The 16,179-nt window shown below is 67.2% G+C and carries 16 protein-coding genes; 7 read left to right on the top strand and 9 right to left on the bottom strand.

Annotation, left to right across the window (positions count from 1 at the left end; genetic code table 11):
• Window positions 1-9 precede the first annotated feature (9 nt).
• Entirely contained in the window at window positions 10-1,734 is a 1,725-nt protein-coding gene (poxB, locus tag FHS96_RS05925; protein WP_429588552.1) for a ubiquinone-dependent pyruvate dehydrogenase, read from the top strand.
• Window positions 1,735-1,776: 42 nt separating this feature from the next.
• Here the strand turns inward: poxB and ndk are convergent, their stop codons facing one another.
• The 3 genes from ndk to FHS96_RS05910 all read right to left on the bottom strand — a co-directional run bounded on the left by ndk (window position 1,777) and on the right by FHS96_RS05910 (window position 4,210).
• Window positions 1,777-2,199, bottom strand: coding sequence for a nucleoside-diphosphate kinase (gene ndk / locus FHS96_RS05920; RefSeq protein ID WP_429588551.1), 423 nt, complete (start codon window positions 2,197-2,199; stop codon window positions 1,777-1,779).
• 91 nt (window positions 2,200-2,290) lie between these two features.
• On the bottom strand, window positions 2,291-2,731 hold the full coding sequence (locus FHS96_RS05915) for a DNA polymerase III subunit chi (RefSeq protein ID WP_429588550.1): 441 nt from the start codon (window positions 2,729-2,731) through the stop codon (window positions 2,291-2,293).
• Window positions 2,732-2,737: 6 nt separating this feature from the next.
• Window positions 2,738-4,210: a leucyl aminopeptidase gene (locus tag FHS96_RS05910; RefSeq protein WP_429588549.1), complete on the bottom strand. Its 1,473-nt coding sequence runs from the start codon at window positions 4,208-4,210 to the stop codon at window positions 2,738-2,740.
• 187 nt (window positions 4,211-4,397) lie between these two features.
• On the opposite strand from FHS96_RS05910, the gene FHS96_RS05905 reads away from it, so the two are divergent.
• The 4 genes from FHS96_RS05905 to rsmA all read left to right on the top strand — a co-directional run bounded on the left by FHS96_RS05905 (window position 4,398) and on the right by rsmA (window position 9,881).
• Window positions 4,398-6,608: an LPS-assembly protein LptD gene (locus tag FHS96_RS05905; protein ID WP_429589644.1), complete on the top strand. Its 2,211-nt coding sequence runs from the start codon at window positions 4,398-4,400 to the stop codon at window positions 6,606-6,608.
• A 127-nt stretch (window positions 6,609-6,735) separates the two neighbouring features.
• A complete protein-coding gene (locus FHS96_RS05900) occupies window positions 6,736-8,022 on the top strand; it encodes a peptidylprolyl isomerase (RefSeq protein WP_429589642.1) in 1,287 nt (428 codons plus the stop codon).
• Window positions 8,023-8,035: 13 nt separating this feature from the next.
• Window positions 8,036-9,028 carry a 4-hydroxythreonine-4-phosphate dehydrogenase PdxA gene (gene pdxA / locus FHS96_RS05895; RefSeq protein WP_429589639.1) on the top strand — a complete coding sequence of 331 codons (993 nt, stop codon included), beginning with the start codon at window positions 8,036-8,038 and terminating at the stop codon, window positions 9,026-9,028.
• 19 nt (window positions 9,029-9,047) lie between these two features.
• Complete coding sequence (gene rsmA / locus FHS96_RS05890) at window positions 9,048-9,881, top strand: 16S rRNA (adenine(1518)-N(6)/adenine(1519)-N(6))-dimethyltransferase RsmA (RefSeq protein ID WP_429588548.1); 834 nt, start codon at window positions 9,048-9,050, stop codon at window positions 9,879-9,881.
• 80 nt (window positions 9,882-9,961) lie between these two features.
• Here the strand turns inward: rsmA and FHS96_RS05885 are convergent, their stop codons facing one another.
• From FHS96_RS05885 to FHS96_RS05870, 4 genes are all read right to left on the bottom strand, one after another.
• Window positions 9,962-10,483, bottom strand: a complete 522-nt coding sequence (locus FHS96_RS05885) for a hypothetical protein (RefSeq protein WP_429588547.1) — start codon at window positions 10,481-10,483, stop codon at window positions 9,962-9,964.
• A 35-nt stretch (window positions 10,484-10,518) separates the two neighbouring features.
• Window positions 10,519-11,700 carry an RsmB/NOP family class I SAM-dependent RNA methyltransferase gene (locus FHS96_RS05880; RefSeq protein WP_429588546.1) on the bottom strand — a complete coding sequence of 394 codons (1,182 nt, stop codon included), beginning with the start codon at window positions 11,698-11,700 and terminating at the stop codon, window positions 10,519-10,521.
• A gap of 27 nt (window positions 11,701-11,727) precedes the next feature.
• Window positions 11,728-13,188 (bottom strand): IMP dehydrogenase, encoded by a 1,461-nt coding sequence (gene guaB / locus FHS96_RS05875; RefSeq protein ID WP_429588545.1) that lies wholly within the window; start codon window positions 13,186-13,188, stop codon window positions 11,728-11,730.
• A gap of 66 nt (window positions 13,189-13,254) precedes the next feature.
• Complete coding sequence (locus FHS96_RS05870; protein ID WP_429588544.1) at window positions 13,255-14,073, bottom strand: HpcH/HpaI aldolase/citrate lyase family protein; 819 nt, start codon at window positions 14,071-14,073, stop codon at window positions 13,255-13,257.
• Window positions 14,074-14,178: 105 nt separating this feature from the next.
• On the opposite strand from FHS96_RS05870, the gene FHS96_RS05865 reads away from it, so the two are divergent.
• Together FHS96_RS05865 and FHS96_RS05860 are read left to right on the top strand one after the other, a co-directional pair.
• Window positions 14,179-14,625, top strand: a complete 447-nt coding sequence (locus tag FHS96_RS05865; RefSeq protein WP_429588543.1) for an NfeD family protein — start codon at window positions 14,179-14,181, stop codon at window positions 14,623-14,625.
• Window positions 14,622-14,936 (top strand): antibiotic biosynthesis monooxygenase family protein, encoded by a 315-nt coding sequence (locus FHS96_RS05860; RefSeq protein ID WP_429588542.1) that lies wholly within the window; start codon window positions 14,622-14,624, stop codon window positions 14,934-14,936. The genes FHS96_RS05865 and FHS96_RS05860 overlap by 4 nt, the downstream gene beginning before the upstream one ends.
• Before the next feature lie 5 nt (window positions 14,937-14,941).
• Here the strand turns inward: FHS96_RS05860 and FHS96_RS05855 are convergent, their stop codons facing one another.
• Together FHS96_RS05855 and FHS96_RS05850 are read right to left on the bottom strand one after the other, a co-directional pair.
• Window positions 14,942-15,370 (bottom strand): hypothetical protein, encoded by a 429-nt coding sequence (locus FHS96_RS05855; protein WP_429588541.1) that lies wholly within the window; start codon window positions 15,368-15,370, stop codon window positions 14,942-14,944.
• A 2-nt stretch (window positions 15,371-15,372) separates the two neighbouring features.
• Window positions 15,373-16,179 carry a TrmH family RNA methyltransferase gene (locus tag FHS96_RS05850; protein ID WP_429588540.1) on the bottom strand — a complete coding sequence of 269 codons (807 nt, stop codon included), beginning with the start codon at window positions 16,177-16,179 and terminating at the stop codon, window positions 15,373-15,375.

The following is a 16,179-nucleotide window of genomic DNA, read 5'->3' as shown; positions in this document are numbered from 1 at the left end:
CCGCCGACCATGGCCCGAACCGTTGCCGATCTTCTCGCCCACACGCTTGCCGATGCCGGCGGCCAGCGTATCTGGGGCGTCACCGGGGACAGTTTGAATGGCCTCAATGACAGCCTGCGCCGGCTCGGCCGGATCGAATGGATGCATGTCCGCCACGAGGAGACCGCAGCCTTCGCGGCGGGAGCCGAAGCGGCGATCACGGGCAAGCTGGCGGTGTGCGCGGGCAGCTGCGGGCCGGGCAACCTCCACCTGATCAACGGGCTGTTCGATTGCCAGCGCAACCATGTGCCCGTGCTCGCCATCGCCGCGCACATCCCCTCATCCGAGATCGGCCTCGGCTATTTCCAGGAAACGCATCCGCAGGAATTATTTCGCGAATGCAGCGACTTCGTCGAACTTGTTTCTAGCCCTTCGCAAATGCCGGAAGTGCTGCATCGCGCGTTGAACACCGCGGTCGGGCGCGGCGGCGTGGCCGTCATCGTCATTCCCGGGGATGTCGCGCTGGCCGAAGCACCCGCCGGTGCCTCGACAGCTTGGGCCGCGCCCCTGCCCCCGCGCATCCTGCCCGCCGACACCGAACTGGACCGGCTGGCGGCCCTGCTCGACGGATCGGAGGCAATCACAATCCTTGCCGGCAGCGGCTGCGCGGGCGCGCATGATGCGGTGGTCGATCTCGCGGCGCGGTTGCGCGCGCCGATCGTCCATGCCCTGCGCGGCAAGGAGCATGTAGAGTGGGACAATCCCTATGATGTCGGGATGACCGGGCTGATCGGTTTTTCTTCCGGCTATCATGCGATGATGAGCAGCGACACGCTGCTGATGCTCGGTACCGATTTCCCCTATCGCGCCTTCTATCCCAAGGACGCAAAGATCGTTCAGGTCGATCGCGATCCCGGCGCTCTGGGCCGTCGCGCCACCTTGACACAGGGCATCGTCGGCGATGTGGGTGAGACGATCGCGGCGCTGCTGCCGAAGCTCAAGCCGCGGTCCGATGAGGCCTTCCTCTCAACCGCACTCAAACATTATGCAAAAGCGCGGGAGGGTCTCGACGATCTCGCGGTGCCCGACAAGCCCGGCCGCCCGATCCATCCGCAATATCTGACCCGGCTGGTCAGCGAGATCGCAGCCGAGGATGCGATCTTCACCGCCGATGTCGGCACGCCGACGGTGTGGGCCGCGCGCTACCTGAAGATGAACGGCAAGCGCCGGCTGCTCGGCTCGTTCAATCATGGTTCGATGGCGAATGCGATGCTGCAGGCGATCGGTGCGCAGGCGGCGGCGCCCGAGCGGCAGGTGGTTTCACTGTCCGGCGATGGCGGGTTCACGATGATGATGGGCGATTTCATCAGCCTTACCCAGCTCGGTCTGCCGGTGAAGGTGATCGTTTTCAACAATGGCTCGCTGGGATTCGTCGCGATGGAGATGAAGGCCGGCGGCTATCTCGACAGCGGCACCGATCTGGAAAACCCCGATTTCGCGGCGATGGCGACAGCGATGGGGGTGAAGAGCTTCCGCGTCACCGATTCGGCCGCGCTGGAGGGCGCGCTGCGCGAGGCGCTGGCGCATCCGGGGCCGGTGCTGGTGGATGTGGTGACGGCGAAGCAGGAACTGGTGATGCCGCCCAAGATCCAGCTCGAACAGGCCAAGGGCTTCAGCCTCTATATGCTCAAGGCGATCATCAGCGGTCGGGGCAGCGAAGTCGTCGAACTGGCGCGGACGAACTTCAGAAGTTGAGAGAGCAGGGGCGCGGCGATCGATGCCGCGCCCCCTTCGCGATCAGCCGACGATTTCTTCCGGCTTGAAGAAGAAGGCGATCTCGATCGCCGCATTCTCATCGCTGTCCGAACCGTGGACGCTGTTCGCCTCGATCGATTCGGCGAGTTCCTTGCGGATCGTGCCGGCATCGGCGTTCGCCGGATTGGTGGCGCCCATGATGTCGCGATTGCGCTGCACGGCGTTCTCGCCTTCCAGCACCTGCACGACGACCGGGCCGGAGGTCATGAAGCCGACCAGATCGTTGAAGAAGGGGCGTTCCTTGTGGACGCCGTAGAATTCCTCGGCCTGCTCCTTGGAGAGTTGGATGCGCTTGGAAGCGACGACGCGCAGGCCCGCTTCTTCCAGCATCTTGGTGACTGCACCGGTCAGGTTGCGGCGGGTGGCATCGGGCTTGATGATCGAAAAGGTCCGGTTCGCGGCCATTGCCGTGTCGCTCCGTAAAGTTGCTGGGGAAAAAGTGGCCGCCCCCTAGCCGCTCGGCCGCGCGGGGGCAAGTCGGGGTTTGGTCTGCGGGCTAAGCCACTCGTTCCCAGCGACCCTGTTCGTTCTGCTTCCAGTAGCGCGGCTCGATGCCCTCGCGGCCGGAAAGTGCGCGCCATGCGGTGCGTGCCACGGCGATGCTCGCTTCGTCGAAGAAGTGGAAGGCGCGGTCGAAGTCCAGCGCGGCATCCCGCCATTCGCCGTCGACCAGCGCGACGTGGCTTGCGCCATTCGCGGCGGCGACGTCCGCGCCGATCAGCACGGGCTGGTCGGCATCATGGTCGCCACCCGCCAACCCATGCGGCAGGAAGCTTTCCTTGTCCTGCGTCCACAGCGCGCCGTCGATGCGCTCGCGCTGTGCCTCGTCCGCCGAGACCACCAGCAGCCGCGCGCCCGATTCCAACACGCGGTCGGCGATGCGCGGCAGCACCGCCTCCACTGGCCGCGCGGTCAGGTGGTAGAAGTCCACCTGCACCGCCGATCAGCCCTCGAACTGGTCGGCGACGAGCCGGTCGAGCAGGCGCACGCCATAGCCGGTCGCGCCCTTCTCCCACAGCGGCGTCGCCTTGTCGGACCAGACCATGCCGGCGATGTCGAGATGCGCCCATTTCACGCCCTCGTCGACGAAGCGCTGGATGAACTGCGCCGCGGTGATCGATCCGGCGCCGCGCGGGCCGACATTCTTCATGTCGGCGATCGGGCTGTCGATCAGCTTGTCGTAATCATCGGAAAGCGGGAAGCGCCACAGCGGATCGCCCACCGCCTTGCCCACGGCGAGAAGCTGGTCGGCGAGCGTATCGTCGTTGGAGAACAGCCCGGCATATTCGTTGCCCAGCGCGATGATCATCGCGCCGGTCAGCGTCGCCAGATCGACGATCACCGAAGGCGAATGGTTGCGCTGAACCCAGGTGATCACGTCGCACAGCACCAATCGCCCTTCGGCGTCGGTGTTGATCACCTCGATCGTCTGGCCGGACATGCTGGTGACGACGTCGCCCGGGCGCTGCGCGGTGCCGGACGGCATATTCTCCACAAGACCGCACACGCCGATCACATTGGCGCGCGCCTTGCGCAGTGCCAGCGCCTTCATCGCACCGGCGACGGCGCCCGCGCCGCCCATGTCCCACTTCATGTCTTCCATGCCGGCGCCCGGCTTCAGCGAGATGCCGCCGGTGTCGAAGGTCACGCCCTTGCCGACGAAGGCGACGGTCGGCTGGTCGGCGCTCTCGGCACCGTTCCAGCGCATCACCAGCACTTGCGCCTCGCGCGCCGAGCCTTGGGACACGCCGAGCAGCGCGCCCATCCCCGCGGCCGCCATCGCCGCCTCGTCCAGCACTTCGATCTCGACGCCGAGCTCGGCGAGCGAACGGCAGCGTTCGACGAAGCTTTCCGGATAGATGATGTTGGGCGGCTCGGACACGAGTTCACGGGTCAGGAACAGCCCCTCCGCAATCGCCGAGAGCCGCGACCATGCCTCGTCGGCACCGCTGCCGCCTCCAATGACGATCAGTTCCTCAAGGGTCGGCTTCTGCTTGGCGGTCAGCTTGGTGCGATAGGTATCGATCCGCCAGTTGCGCTGCGCTGCGCCGAACGCCACGCGTGCGGCCGCCTCGGCATCGCCACCCTCGCCGCCGAGCGTGACGACCAGCCGAGTTTCGCCCGAGGTCTGCAGCCGCGCGACCAGTGCGCCGCCCGCTTTCTCCAGATCGGTCGGTGCGGCTTTGCCGATGCCGACCAGCAGCACGCGGCGCACCCCATCACCCGCGCCGACGAAAAATTCGACGATGCTGCCCGAATCGCCTTCGAAGCGCTGCGCGGCCGCGGTCAGCCGCGCATGCGCCACGTCGCCAGCCTCAAGCCCGGCGAGCGGCAGCGCTTCGAGCGCGCCCTTGGCGACGGGAAAAGCGAGGGCGTGGGCGCCCTCGGGCGCGGTGTCGGCGAAGCTGATACGCATGATCTATGCTGTCCTGATGCGAGACGTCGGCTGCCTCTCTAGGCCAGCCGGACCGTTCAGGCCAACCCCGCCCGACGTCAGGGCAATTGCGGTTGGCGCTGAGCGATGCGATAGGCCGTCGGATGCAGCGTTCGGCATATGGTGTGTGGGGACTTCGGTGACGAGCAGGATCGCAATCATCGTGGCCATGCTTGCTGTCGCCGGCTTCGCGGAAAGCCGCGCAGCGGCGCAGGATCTTTCGGAGCGCCCGGTCGACCCGCCGCCGCTGCCCCCCGAGGCGGCGGCGCCGGCCGATCCCGAACAGATCGATTTCACCGCCGATGCGCTGACCTATGACAATGATGCGGATGTCGTGACAGCCAGCGGCGACGTCCGCATGTTTCGCGAAGGCAACCGCCTGCGCGCGGACAGCGTGACATGGAATCGCAAGAGCGGTGAAGTGCGCGCGACCGGCAATGTCGCGGTGACAAATCCGGGGGGCGACACCGCCTATGGCGATTCGGTGGAGCTCACCGACACGCTGAAGGACGGCGCGGTCGAAAACCTGCTGCTCGTGCTGCAGGATGGCGGCCGCCTCGCCGCCCGCCGCGGCACCCGCGTCAACGGCGTCTCGACGCTGGACCATGCCGCCTACACGCCCTGTTCGGTGGTCAACCAGGATGGTTGCCCGAAGGATCCGGTTTGGCGGATCACCGCGGTGAAGGTTGTCCATGATCCGGTGCGCCACCGCATCAGCTACAAGGGCGCGCGCATCGAGATGTTCGGGCTGCCGTTCATTCCGCTGCCCGGTCTGTCGCATCCCGATGGCGGCGCCGGCGGCGCCGGCCTGCTGGTGCCGAACCTGCGCTACAGCCGGCGCAACGGGCTCGAGATCGGCCTGCCCTACTACATGCCGCTCGGCCCCAATCGCGACGTCACGATTACACCGCACCTCTATACAGGGGTGCTGCCCGCGATCGAAGGCCAGTATCGTGCGCTGACCTCGAGTGGCGCCTACCAGGTCTCCGGCTGGGCCACCTATGGTTCGCGCCTGCCGGCGACCGCAGAGCAGACCGCGGATTCGCAGCGCGATTTCCGCGGCTATCTCGACGTCAGCGGCAAGTTCCAGCTTTCGCCCTATTGGAGCGTGCGCGGTTCGGGCCGGCTGACCACCGACCGCACCTTTCTGCGCCGCTATGACATCAGCCGCGAAGATCGCCTGCGTTCGGTGGTCGAGGCGGAGCGGATCGACGATAATTCCTACCTATCGATCGCCGGCTGGGCGGTGCAGACGCTGCGCGTCAACGACGTACAGAGCCAGCAGCCGATCGCTCTGCCGATCATCGATTATCGCTATCGCCTGACGGATCCGCTGCTCGGCGGACGGATCGAACTGCAGGCGAACAGCCTCGCGCTGGCGCGCACGGAAGGACAGGATACGCAGCGCGCCTTCGCCAGCGCGCGCTGGGACCTGCGGACGCTGACCGGCATGGGCCAGGAGGTCGTGTTCACCGGCTATGTCCGCGGCGACGTCTATCATACCGACGAGGTGTTGCGCACGATCACCGAGAGCTATCGCGGCCGCCCCGGCTGGGAAGGCCGCGGCATCGCCAGCGCGGCGGTGGACGTGAAATGGCCGTTCGTGGGCGAGTTGTTCGGCGGCACCCAGCGGCTGACCCCGCGCGTTCAGGTGGTCGCCACGCCCGACGTCGCCAACCTCAAGATCCCCAACGAGGATTCCCGCGCGGTCGACCTGGAAGACAGCAACCTGTTCGCGCTCAACCGCTTCCCGGGCTATGATCGCTACGAGGATGGCACGCGCGTCACCTACGGCGTCGAATGGCAGCTCGACCGGCCGGGCCTGTCGATCAACGCGATCGTCGGCCAGAGCTATCGCCTGACCAGCAAGCCCAGCCTTTTCCCCGACGGCACCGGGCTTTCCAGCCGCACGTCGGATATCGTCGGCCGCACCACGGTGCGCTATCGCGATTTCGTCAGCGTCACGCATCGCTACCGGCTCGACAAGGACGGCTTTTCGATCCGCCGCAACGAGATCGACGCGACCGTCGGTTCCGAGAGCACCTATGCCCTGGTCGGCTATCTCCGGCTCGATCGCAACATTGGCCCGGAGCTTGAGGATCTGCGTGACCGCGAGGAGCTTCGGCTGGGCGGCCGCGTGCAGGTGGCGCGTTATTGGTCGCTGTTCGGATCGACGATCATCGACCTCACCAGCCGTGGCGAGGATATCTTCTCTTCGGCCGACGGCTATGAGCCCGTCCGCCACCGTCTGGGCATTTCCTATGAGGATGATTGTCTGGAGCTTGGCTTGACGTGGCGGCGCGATTATGAGGACACGGGTGACGCGCGGCGCGGCAACAGCTTCCTGTTGCGGCTGTCGCTGAAGAATATTGGCCGCTAAGCGTGCGTTCAGCGACATTGGGGCACAAGCGCCGCATGGTGGAAGCGATGGGACTTTGAGCAAGGCAGTGGGAAAAACCAACAGCATCGGCCTGCGCGCGTGCGCAGCGCTGGCAGCGATCGCGACGATGACGAGTGGTGCGATCGGCCAGGCCGTTCCCGACCAGGGCGCCCCCGGCGAAGCGCAGCTCAACCTGCCGGACAATCCGACGATCTACGGTCCGTCGACGATCGCGATGCGCAAGGCGACCGCGATCATCAACGGTGAGATCATCACCGAGACCGACGTTGCGCAGCGGCTCGCGCTCGTGATCACCGCCAATGGCGGCAAAGTACCCGCCGAGGAGCGGGAGCGTCTTCGGCTGCAGGTGTTGCGCAACCTGATCGACGAAACGCTGCAGATCCAGGAGGCCAAGGCCAACGAGATCACCGTTTCCGACGACGAAGTGCAGCAGAGCTATGTGCGCGTCGCCCGCAATTTCGGCCGCGCGCCCGACGATTTCGCCAAATATCTGCGTGAGAACGGCTCGTCCGAGTCCTCGATCAAGCGCCAGATCCGCGGCGAACTCGCCTGGAGCCGGCTGCTGCGCCGCCGTGTCGAGGCCGGCGTCAGCGATGCCGAGGTGCAGGCGGTGATCGACCGCCTGAACGCCGCGAAGGGCCAGTCCGAATATCATATCGGCGAAATCTATCTCTCCGCGACAGCCGAAACCGCGGGCGAGGTTTTTCAGAACGGCCGCAAGATCATCGAGCAGATCCGCGCCGGCGGTTCGTTCGCTGCCTATGCGCGGCAGTTCTCCGAAGCCTCGACCAAGTCGGTCGGCGGTGACGCCGGCTGGATCCGCGCCGGCCAGCTGCCCGACGCGCTTGATACCGCGATGCGCGAAATGAAGATCGGCCAAATCGCAGGTCCGATCGAAATCCCCGGCGGCTTCTCGATCCTCTATATGGTCGATCAACGCCAGGTGCTGACTGCGGATCCGCGCGACGCGCTGCTCAGCCTGCGCCAGATCTCGCTGCCCTTCCCGCCAGGCACCACCCAGGCGCAGGCATCGGAAAAGGCTGCCGCCTTCGCCGCCGCAACCGCCAAGATCCAGGGTTGCGGCGGCGCGACCGAGATCGCCAAGTCGGTAGGCGCGGAGGTCGTCGACAATTCGCAGATCCCGGTGAAGAACCTGCCGGCGCAGCTTCAGGACATGATGCTCAACCTGCAGATCGGCCAGGCGACACCACCATTCGGCTCGCAGGAAGATGGCGTGCGCGTGCTGGTGCTGTGCGGCCGCGACGACCCGCAGGTGGCGGACGGTCCGTCGTTCGAGCAGATCAAGAACGACATGGAAGACCAGAAGGTCAACCGCCGCGCGCAAATCTATCTGCGCGACCTTCGGCGTGACGCGGTGGTCGATTATCGCTGACCGTCCCGCATCGATGCCGCCGCTCGCGGTGGCACTGGGTGATCCTGCCGGTATCGGCCCGGAGATCGCGGCGAAGGCCTGGGCGGCCCGCGGCGCGCATTCGCTCCATCCGTTCTTTGCAGTCGGCGATGCGCGGTCGGTTGAGACCGTGTGGAGCGGGCCCGTCGTTCGCATCACCGATCCCGATGAGGCGGTGCCAGCGTTCGAGCGCGGCTTGCCGGTTATCCAGATGGAGGATGCAGGGCCCATCACGCCCGGCCAGCCAAGCCTTGAAGGCGCGCGCTGCTCGCTGGATTCGCTTGAACTGGCTGCCGGGCTGACCCGCGCCGGCATTTCGAGCGGGCTGGTGACCGGGCCGGTTTCGAAGAGCCAGCTCTACGCGATTGGTTTCCGCCACCCCGGCCAGACCGAGTTCGTCGCCGAGCGCTGCGGCATCGCGCGCGACAATGTCGCGATGATGCTGGCAGGCCCGTCGCTGCGCGTCGTGCCGATCACCACGCATGTGCCGCTGTCGCAGGTATCCTCGTTGCTGACGGTCGACTTGCTCGTCGCCAAGGCTCGCACCACCGCGCGTGGGCTGACGCGCAACTTCGGCATCGCCGCCCCTCGCCTCGCCTTCGCCGGGCTGAACCCGCATGCGGGCGAGAATGGCGCGATGGGGCGCGAGGAAATCGACATCATCCTGCCCGCGATCGCGCAGCTGCGCGACGAGGGTGTCGACGTAAGCGGCCCGTTCGCGGCGGATGCGATGTTCCATGCGCGCGCGCGGCAGGGCTATGACGTGGCGATGTGCCTCTATCATGATCAGGGGCTGATCCCGCTCAAGACGCTGCATTTCGACGAAGGCGTCAACATGACGCTAGGGCTTCCGATCGTGCGCGTCGCGCCCGACCATGGCACCGCATTCGCCATCGCCGGCCGTGACGAGGCGATCCCGGGGGCGATGATCGCCGCGATCAAGCTTGCCGCCACCGCCGCCGAGCATCGCGCGCGCGCCAACCAGTGACGATGGGCCTGACGGGCCGATGACACAGCCCTCTTCATCGCTGCCGCCGCTGCGGGACGTGATCGCGCGGCACGGCCTCGCCGCCTCCAAGGCGCTCGGTCAGAACTTCCTGCTGGACGAGCAATTGCTCGATCGCATCGCCGCCATTCCCGGCGACCTTGCCGGCCAGACCGTGTTCGAAGTCGGCCCCGGCCCCGGCGGCCTGACCCGCGCGCTCCTCCGCGCCGGCGCCTCGGTGGTCGCAGTCGAGCGCGACCGGCGCTGCCTGCCTGCGCTCGCCGAGGTCGAGCAGGCTTTTCCGGGCAAGCTCCGCGTGATCGAGGGCGATGCGCTGGCGATCGATCCCGAGCAGGAAGCCGGGGCAGGTGCGCATATCGTCGCCAACCTGCCCTACAACGTCGGCACCGCGCTGCTGGTCGGCTGGCTCTCTGGCGACCGCTGGCCGTCCTGGTGGCGATCGCTCACCCTGATGTTCCAGCGCGAAGTGGCCGAACGGATCGTCGCCGCGCCGCAGTCGGACGCGTTCGGCCGGCTGGCGGTGCTGGCGCAGTGGCGCAGCAGCGCAAAGATCGCGATGAACGTCCATCGCTCCGCCTTCGTGCCGCCGCCCAAGGTGATGTCCGCGGTGGTTCACATCCGGCCGCAGCCGTCGCCCGAAGGCGTGCGCTTCGCGACGTTGGAGCGGCTGACCGGCGCCGCCTTCGGCCAGCGCCGCAAGATGCTGCGGCAGAGCCTGAAGGGCATGCCCGGCGCCCTGGATGCGCTGGAACGCTGCGGCATCGATCCGACGCGGCGTGCCGAGACGCTGTCGGTCAGCGATTTCGTCGAGGTTGCCCGCGCGATCGGGCGCTAATATCGTCCCGAGCGGTCTGAGGCCGTTCGGAACAAGGTTTCGCTCAGGCGCCGCGCTGGATTAAGCCAGTCGCGATTGACCTATTCGACCGCTTCCACCGCCACGGTCGGCGCCGGCGTCACCGCCTTGGCGCTGAGCGCGGTCGGCGGCGGGCCCTTGTCGATCGCTGCCGCAAGCGTGGTCGCCTCCGCGCACGTCGACGAACCGCACAGCCCCTTGATCCGCGCCAGATTCTCGCGGGCTTTGGCGACTGCGCCCTTCTGGACGAGCGCCTCACCCTGCCCCTTGAGCGCCGCCAAATCGGTCGGTTCGAGCAGCAGCGCTTCGCGATACATGCGGATGGCCTTACCCGGCAGTTGCTGCGCCTGGGCGATGCTCGCGAGCGCAATGAACGCAGACCGGTTGCGGGGATCGACGGCGAGCGCCGTTTCGAGCAGGTCGGTCGCGCCGTTAAGATCGCCAGCCGCGCGCACCGCTGCAGCCCGCTGGACCAGTGCCACCGACCGGGCATCGACCTGATGGTCTGGTCTTTGACCCGTCACGCTGCTGGAGACGGCGGCAAGCGCCAGCGCCAGGGCACAGGCAACGGGTGTATAACGCATCACGGTCTCCCAAACGGGCGAAACAGGGTTTCGTATCACGGCTTGATCAGTCTCGCGACGAAAAATCCATCGGTACGATCATGCCCCGGTGTCAGCAAGATGCCCGCGCCATCGCTTCGTCCGACTTCGGCCAGCGGCGCAACCGCGCGCCACCCCGGATTGCGATCGAGGAAGGCCGCCACCTGCGCCGCCCCCTCGTCGGCGACGAGCGAGCATACCGCATAGATGAGGGCGCCGCCCGGCCGAACAAGCCCCGCACCGATCTCAAACAACCGGGTCTGCACCGAAATCACGCGCTGCAGCCGTTCCGGGGTCAGCCGCCAGCGCGCCTCGGGGTTGCGCCGCCACGTACCGGTGCCCGAACAGGGCGCGTCGATCAGCACCAAATCGGCCGCACCGCCCAGGTCTGCGAACGCCGCCACCTCACGGCCGTCGTCCAGCAGCCGCGTCTCGATGATCGTCGCCCCGGCCCGAGCGACGCGCGGCTCCAGCCGCCGCAGCCGGTCACGCACCGTATCCGACGCGATCAGCCGGCCGCGATTCGCCATTGCCGCCGCCAGGGCCAGCGTCTTGCCGCCGGCGCCCGCGCAAAGATCGACCGCGACCATATCGGGCGCGGCGGCGCAGGCGAGCGCCAGCAGCTGACTGCCCTCGTCCTGCACCTCGACGAAACCATCCTTCCAGACGTCGCTCTGCTCAATCTGGACATTGCCGGCCAGCCGCACGCCATCGGGCGCGTGCGGCGTCGGCTGCGCACCCGCGAGCCCGGCCAGCACCGTAGCCCTATCGGCCTTCAGCCGGTTGACCCTGAGATCGAGCGGCGCACGCCCGACCAGCGCGTCACGTTCTTCCGCGTCGACGAGCGGCGAAAGCCGATCGACCAGCCAGCCCGGGATCGCCGACGCAGCCTGCCCCGGCTCGTCCGCCGCGATCGGCGCCGGGCCGTAGCCGCTGCCATCGAACAGCGCCGCGAGCGCGGCATCCTCGCGCGCCAGCCCGACCATCGCCGCACGGCCATTTGCTGGCCGCTCGCCGCTGCGCCGGATCGCGGCATAGACGAGATCGCGGATCGCCCGCCGATCCTTGCTGCCGGCAAAGCGCCGCTCGGCAAACCAGCGCGCGATCAGCGTATCCGCAGCCGCCCCGCCCTCACGCGCTGCGACGATGATCAGGTCGAGCAGATCGATCGCTGCCTGAGTCCGCGCCGAGGGCGTCATGCCACGTCCCGCTGAGCGATCACCCGATCACCCACGCGTCGGATAGTTCGGCGCCTCGCGGGTGATCGTGACGTCGTGGACATGGCTTTCGCGCAGGCCGGCGTTGGTGATCTGCACGAAGCGCGCGCGCTCCTGCAGTTCGGGTACCGTCTTCGCGCCGGTATAGCCCATCGCCGCCTTCACGCCGCCGACAAGCTGGTGGATCACGTCGCGCGCCGGGCCCTTGTAGGGCACCTGGCCCTCGATGCCTTCGGGTACCAGCTTGAGCTGATCCTTGATGTCCTGCTGGAAATAGCGGTCCGCCGAGCCCCGCGCCATCGCCCCGACGCTTCCCATGCCGCGGTAGCTTTTGTACGCGCGGCCTTGATAAAGAAAGGTTTCTCCCGGCGCTTCTTCGGTGCCCGCGAGCAACGAGCCAACCATCACGCAGCCGGCACCCGCAGCGAGCGCCTTGGCGATGTCGCCCGAGGTGCGCAGGCCGCCGTCGGCGATCACCGGCACGCCATGCTTGGCGGCTTCCTTCGCCGAATCCATCACCGCGGTGAGCTGCGGCACGCCGACGCCGGCGACGACGCGCGTAGTGCAGATCGAGCCCGGCCCGATACCCACCTTGATGCCGTCCGCGCCGGCATCGATCAGCGCCTTGGTCGCCTCGGCCGTCGCGACATTGCCGGCGACGATCTGCACCGAGTTGCTCAGCTTCTTGATCCGCTCCACCGCGACCGCGACCATCTTGCTGTGGCCGTGCGCGGTGTCGACCACGATCAGGTCGCAGCCGGCGTCGATCAGCGCCTCGGTGCGCTCGAAGCCCGCATCGCCCACCGTCGTCGCCGCGGCGACCCTCAGGCGCCCCGACTCGTCCTTGGTGGCGTTGGGATAGGTGACCGCCTTTTCGATATCCTTCACCGTGATCAGGCCGATGCAGCGATAGGCATCGTCGACCACCAGCAGTTTCTCGATGCGGCGCTGATGGAGCAGGCGGCGCGCTTCGTCCTGCGACACGCTTGCCGGCACCGTCGCGAGGTTCTGGCTGGTCATCAGCTCACGTACCGGCTGCGCCGGATTCTCCGCGAAGCGGACGTCGCGGTTGGTGAGGATGCCGACCAGCTTGCCGTTCGCCTCGACCACCGGAATGCCCGAGATGCGGTGGCGCTCCATCAGCGCCTGTGCCTCGGCAAGGGTCTGGCTCGGCTCGATCGTGATCGGGTTGACCACCATGCCGCTTTCGAAACGCTTCACCTGGCGGACGGCGGCGGCCTGTTCCTCGACGGTGAGGTTGCGGTGGAGCACGCCGATGCCGCCGAGCTGCGCCATGACGATCGCCATGTCCGCTTCGGTGACGGTATCCATCGCCGAGGAGAGGATCGGGATGTTGAGGCCGATCTCACGCGTGACCTTCGTCCGCGTGTCCGCCATGCTGGGCAGCACTTCGGATGCGCCCGGCACGAGCAATACGTCGTCAAAGGTGAGGCCGAGGGCGATGTCCATGGGGTGCCGCGCTTTCCTGCTGGGGAGATTCGTGGCGGCCCATGTAACCAGTCAGGCTGCCCGACGCTAGGCCGCGCCTGCACCCCGCAGCGCACGCGCGATCAGCGCCTTTGCCTGATCGACATGCATCGTCTCCACCATCCGCCCTTCGAAGCGCTCGGCACCGCCCGTCGCCGCCGCGATCAGCGCGTGCGCATCAGCCAACTCGGCATCGGAGGGGCCGAAGGCGCGGTTGGCGATCTCCACCTGGTTGGGGTGGATCAGGCTCTTGCCATCGAATCCGTAGCGCCGGCCCTCCAGGCACTGCCGTTCCAGCGCCTGCGGATCGTCGAGCCGGTTGAAGACGCCGTCGATCGCCCAGATGCCCCCCGCGCGCGCCGCCAGCACCACGGTCTGCAGTGCCAGCACCAGCCCTGTCCGGTCGTCGCCCGCGGGCGTGCCCAGCGTTACCGAAAGATCGTTGGTTCCCGCAATCAGCCCTGCGACGCCCGGAACCCGTGCGATGTCCGCCGCCGCCAGCAACCCCAAAGGTGTCTCGATCATCGCGAGCAGTCGCTTGCCGCTGCCCCGAACCGCCGCTGCTGCCGCCGCCGCCGACTCCACCTTCGGCAACACCACCATCTCCACCGCGGACGCGCGTACTGCGGCCATATCCTCGGCATGAAGGCTGGTATCTTCGCCATTGACGCGAATTGCCGCCGCCCGCTGCCCAAAGCCCTCGGCCACGGCAGCAACCGCGCCGGCGCGCGCGGCGAGCTTGTCCTCGGGCTTCACCGCGTCCTCGAGATCGAGCAGGACCAGATCTACCGGTAGGCTGCGCGCCTTGGCGATCGCGCGCGCATTGGATGCCGGCAGAAACAGTGCTGAACGTGGCGCGAGCCCCATAGTCATCCCCTGGTCATCATGCGATCCCGATAACACTTGGCGGGTCGTGCGGCCGCGGGCAATATCCCGTTGACCGTGCGAAGAGCGGCATGATGGAGGGATGCGATGGCGGAAACGCTTCCGCTGGAAGGCCATTGGCTGTGGATGGTACTCGGCTTCGCGATGGGCGTGGTGGAGATCATCGCGCCAGGATATTTCCTGATCTGGCTCGGTGTCGCGGCGCTGCTGACCGGCATCGTTGCGCTGCTGACCGGCATCACGCTGGCGCTGCAATTGGCGGTGTTCGCGGTGCTGGCGGCGATTGCGGTGTTCGCCGGACGCCGCTGGTTCGGCCCCGACGCGATCAGCACCAGCGATCCGTTGCTGGGCGATCGCGCGCAGCGACTCGTCGGTCATGTCGTGGTGGTGATCGAGGCGATCGACCATGGCCGCGGCCGAGTGGAGGCCAGCGGCGGCATCTGGAATGCGCGTGGGCTCGACGCGCCGGTGGGGGCGCAGCTGCGCGTCGTCGGCAGCGACCATGGCGCGCTGCTCGTCGAGCCGCTGCCATGATCCTGCGCCGCTGGCGGGGCCGCATCCGCACTGCCGACCGCCAGGCCTATGCCGACTATATCAGCGGGACCGGCGGCAGCGACTATCGATCGACGCCGGGCAATCTCGGCTTCCAGATGCTTTTCCGCGATCTGGGAGACGGCAGCTCGGAGGTGACGACGTTGAGCTGGTGGCGGACGCTGGAGGATATTGCGGCTTTCGCCGGCGCCGACATCGCGCTTGCCCGCTATTACCCCGACGACGACCGCTTCCTGCTCGATCGCCCGCGCGAGGTGGAACATCATGAGGTGGTCGCGGACTCGATCTTCTGACGACCTCAGAGGTCGGGCGCGACATAGCCCCGTCGTGCTGCGACCGAGAACAGCCGCTCGCGACTATAGAGCGTCAGCGGATAATCGCGTTGACCGCGCGGCGACAGCAGCAGCGCGTTGACTGCGGTGACCAGATCCTCACCTGCCTGGCGCTCGACGAGATGCGCGCGCACCGCAGCGATGAAGCATTGGGTGATCGTCTCATGATAGCCGTTATGATCATCGTTCACGCCACCCACTGAGACGTTGTAGGCGCCGATCAGCGCGGGCAGGTCGCGCTCCGCGACGATGTCCGGTCGCTCGACGAGAATGTAGAGGCAGGTGCCGAGATGCGCCTCATGCGTCCATTCCGCCTTGGGCAAGGTGCAGCCGATCATCCCTTCGCCGACATGCCGGATTGCGGCGGCATCCGCGAACAGGCGCGGCGCGTTCATGCTCAGCCCCGAGCGCGGCGCTGATTGAGCAGCTCATAGGCCATCACCGCGGTCGCAACCGCGGCATTGAGGCTGTCCGCCTTGCCCAGCATCGGCATCTTCACCAGCAGGTCGCACTCTGCCTCATAGGCTTCGGGCAGGCCCTGCGCCTCGTTGCCGACGAACAGGAAGGCCGGGCTTTCATAACGCGGCGCCTGATAATCATTGTCGGTGTTGAGGCTGGTGCCGATCAACTGCCCTTCGCCGCCGCGCAGCCAGGCAAGAAAATGCTCCCAGCGCGCTTGCACGATCGTCTGCGTGAACAGCGCGCCCATGCTGGCGCGCACCGATTCCACCGAGAAGGGATCGACGCAATCGTCGATCAGGATCAGCCCCCCTGCCCCCACCGCGTCGCCGGTGCGCAGGATCGTGCCGAGATTGCCGGGATCGCGCAGCGCCTGCGCGACGATCCAGATGTCGGCACTGCTGCGGTCGATCGCATCCAGCGGCGTGAAGCGTTCGGGATAGACCCCGACGACGGTCTGCGGATTGTCCTTGCCCGAAAGCTTGGAGAGAATGTCCGGCGTCGTGCGCAGCACCTCGCCGCCCGCCGCCTCGGTCGCCGCGATCAGCGACGCGACCAGCGGGTGCGTATCATGATCGCCGGCGAAGAACAGAAGTTCGGGCAGCGCGCCGGCCTCACGCGCCTCGGTCAATATGCGCAGCCCCTCCGCGAGGAAGCGGCGCGACAGGCGACGGTGCTTCTTCTCGCGGAGCTGGCGAACCTGCTTGACCAGCGGGTTCGAGAAGCCGGTAATCTCACGGATCAA

The sequence above is a fragment of the Sphingomonas zeicaulis genome (assembly GCF_050433225.1).
GTDB lineage: Bacteria > Pseudomonadota > Alphaproteobacteria > Sphingomonadales > Sphingomonadaceae > Sphingomonas_D > Sphingomonas_D zeicaulis.
This window is presented reverse-complemented; position numbering and strand designations above follow the sequence as displayed.

Coding starts and splice junctions, on each gene's coding strand:
- rsmA (WP_429588548.1), top strand. CDS start 9,048: ATGACACAGCCCTCTTCATCGCTGCCGCCGCTGCGGGACGTGATCGCG.
- pdxA (WP_429589639.1), top strand. CDS start 8,036: ATGCCGCCGCTCGCGGTGGCACTGGGTGATCCTGCCGGTATCGGCCCG.
- ndk (WP_429588551.1), bottom strand. CDS start 2,199: ATGGCCGCGAACCGGACCTTTTCGATCATCAAGCCCGATGCCACCCGC.
- FHS96_RS05910 (WP_429588549.1), bottom strand. CDS start 4,210: ATGCGTATCAGCTTCGCCGACACCGCGCCCGAGGGCGCCCACGCCCTC.
- guaB (WP_429588545.1), bottom strand. CDS start 13,188: ATGGACATCGCCCTCGGCCTCACCTTTGACGACGTATTGCTCGTGCCG.
- FHS96_RS05865 (WP_429588543.1), top strand. CDS start 14,179: ATGGCGGAAACGCTTCCGCTGGAAGGCCATTGGCTGTGGATGGTACTC.
- FHS96_RS05860 (WP_429588542.1), top strand. CDS start 14,622: ATGATCCTGCGCCGCTGGCGGGGCCGCATCCGCACTGCCGACCGCCAG.
- FHS96_RS05870 (WP_429588544.1), bottom strand. CDS start 14,073: ATGGGGCTCGCGCCACGTTCAGCACTGTTTCTGCCGGCATCCAATGCG.
- FHS96_RS05885 (WP_429588547.1), bottom strand. CDS start 10,483: ATGCGTTATACACCCGTTGCCTGTGCCCTGGCGCTGGCGCTTGCCGCC.
- FHS96_RS05900 (WP_429589642.1), top strand. CDS start 6,736: ATGACGAGTGGTGCGATCGGCCAGGCCGTTCCCGACCAGGGCGCCCCC.
- FHS96_RS05855 (WP_429588541.1), bottom strand. CDS start 15,370: ATGAACGCGCCGCGCCTGTTCGCGGATGCCGCCGCAATCCGGCATGTC.
- poxB (WP_429588552.1), top strand. CDS start 10: ATGGCCCGAACCGTTGCCGATCTTCTCGCCCACACGCTTGCCGATGCC.
- FHS96_RS05880 (WP_429588546.1), bottom strand. CDS start 11,700: ATGACGCCCTCGGCGCGGACTCAGGCAGCGATCGATCTGCTCGACCTG.
- FHS96_RS05905 (WP_429589644.1), top strand. CDS start 4,398: ATGCTTGCTGTCGCCGGCTTCGCGGAAAGCCGCGCAGCGGCGCAGGAT.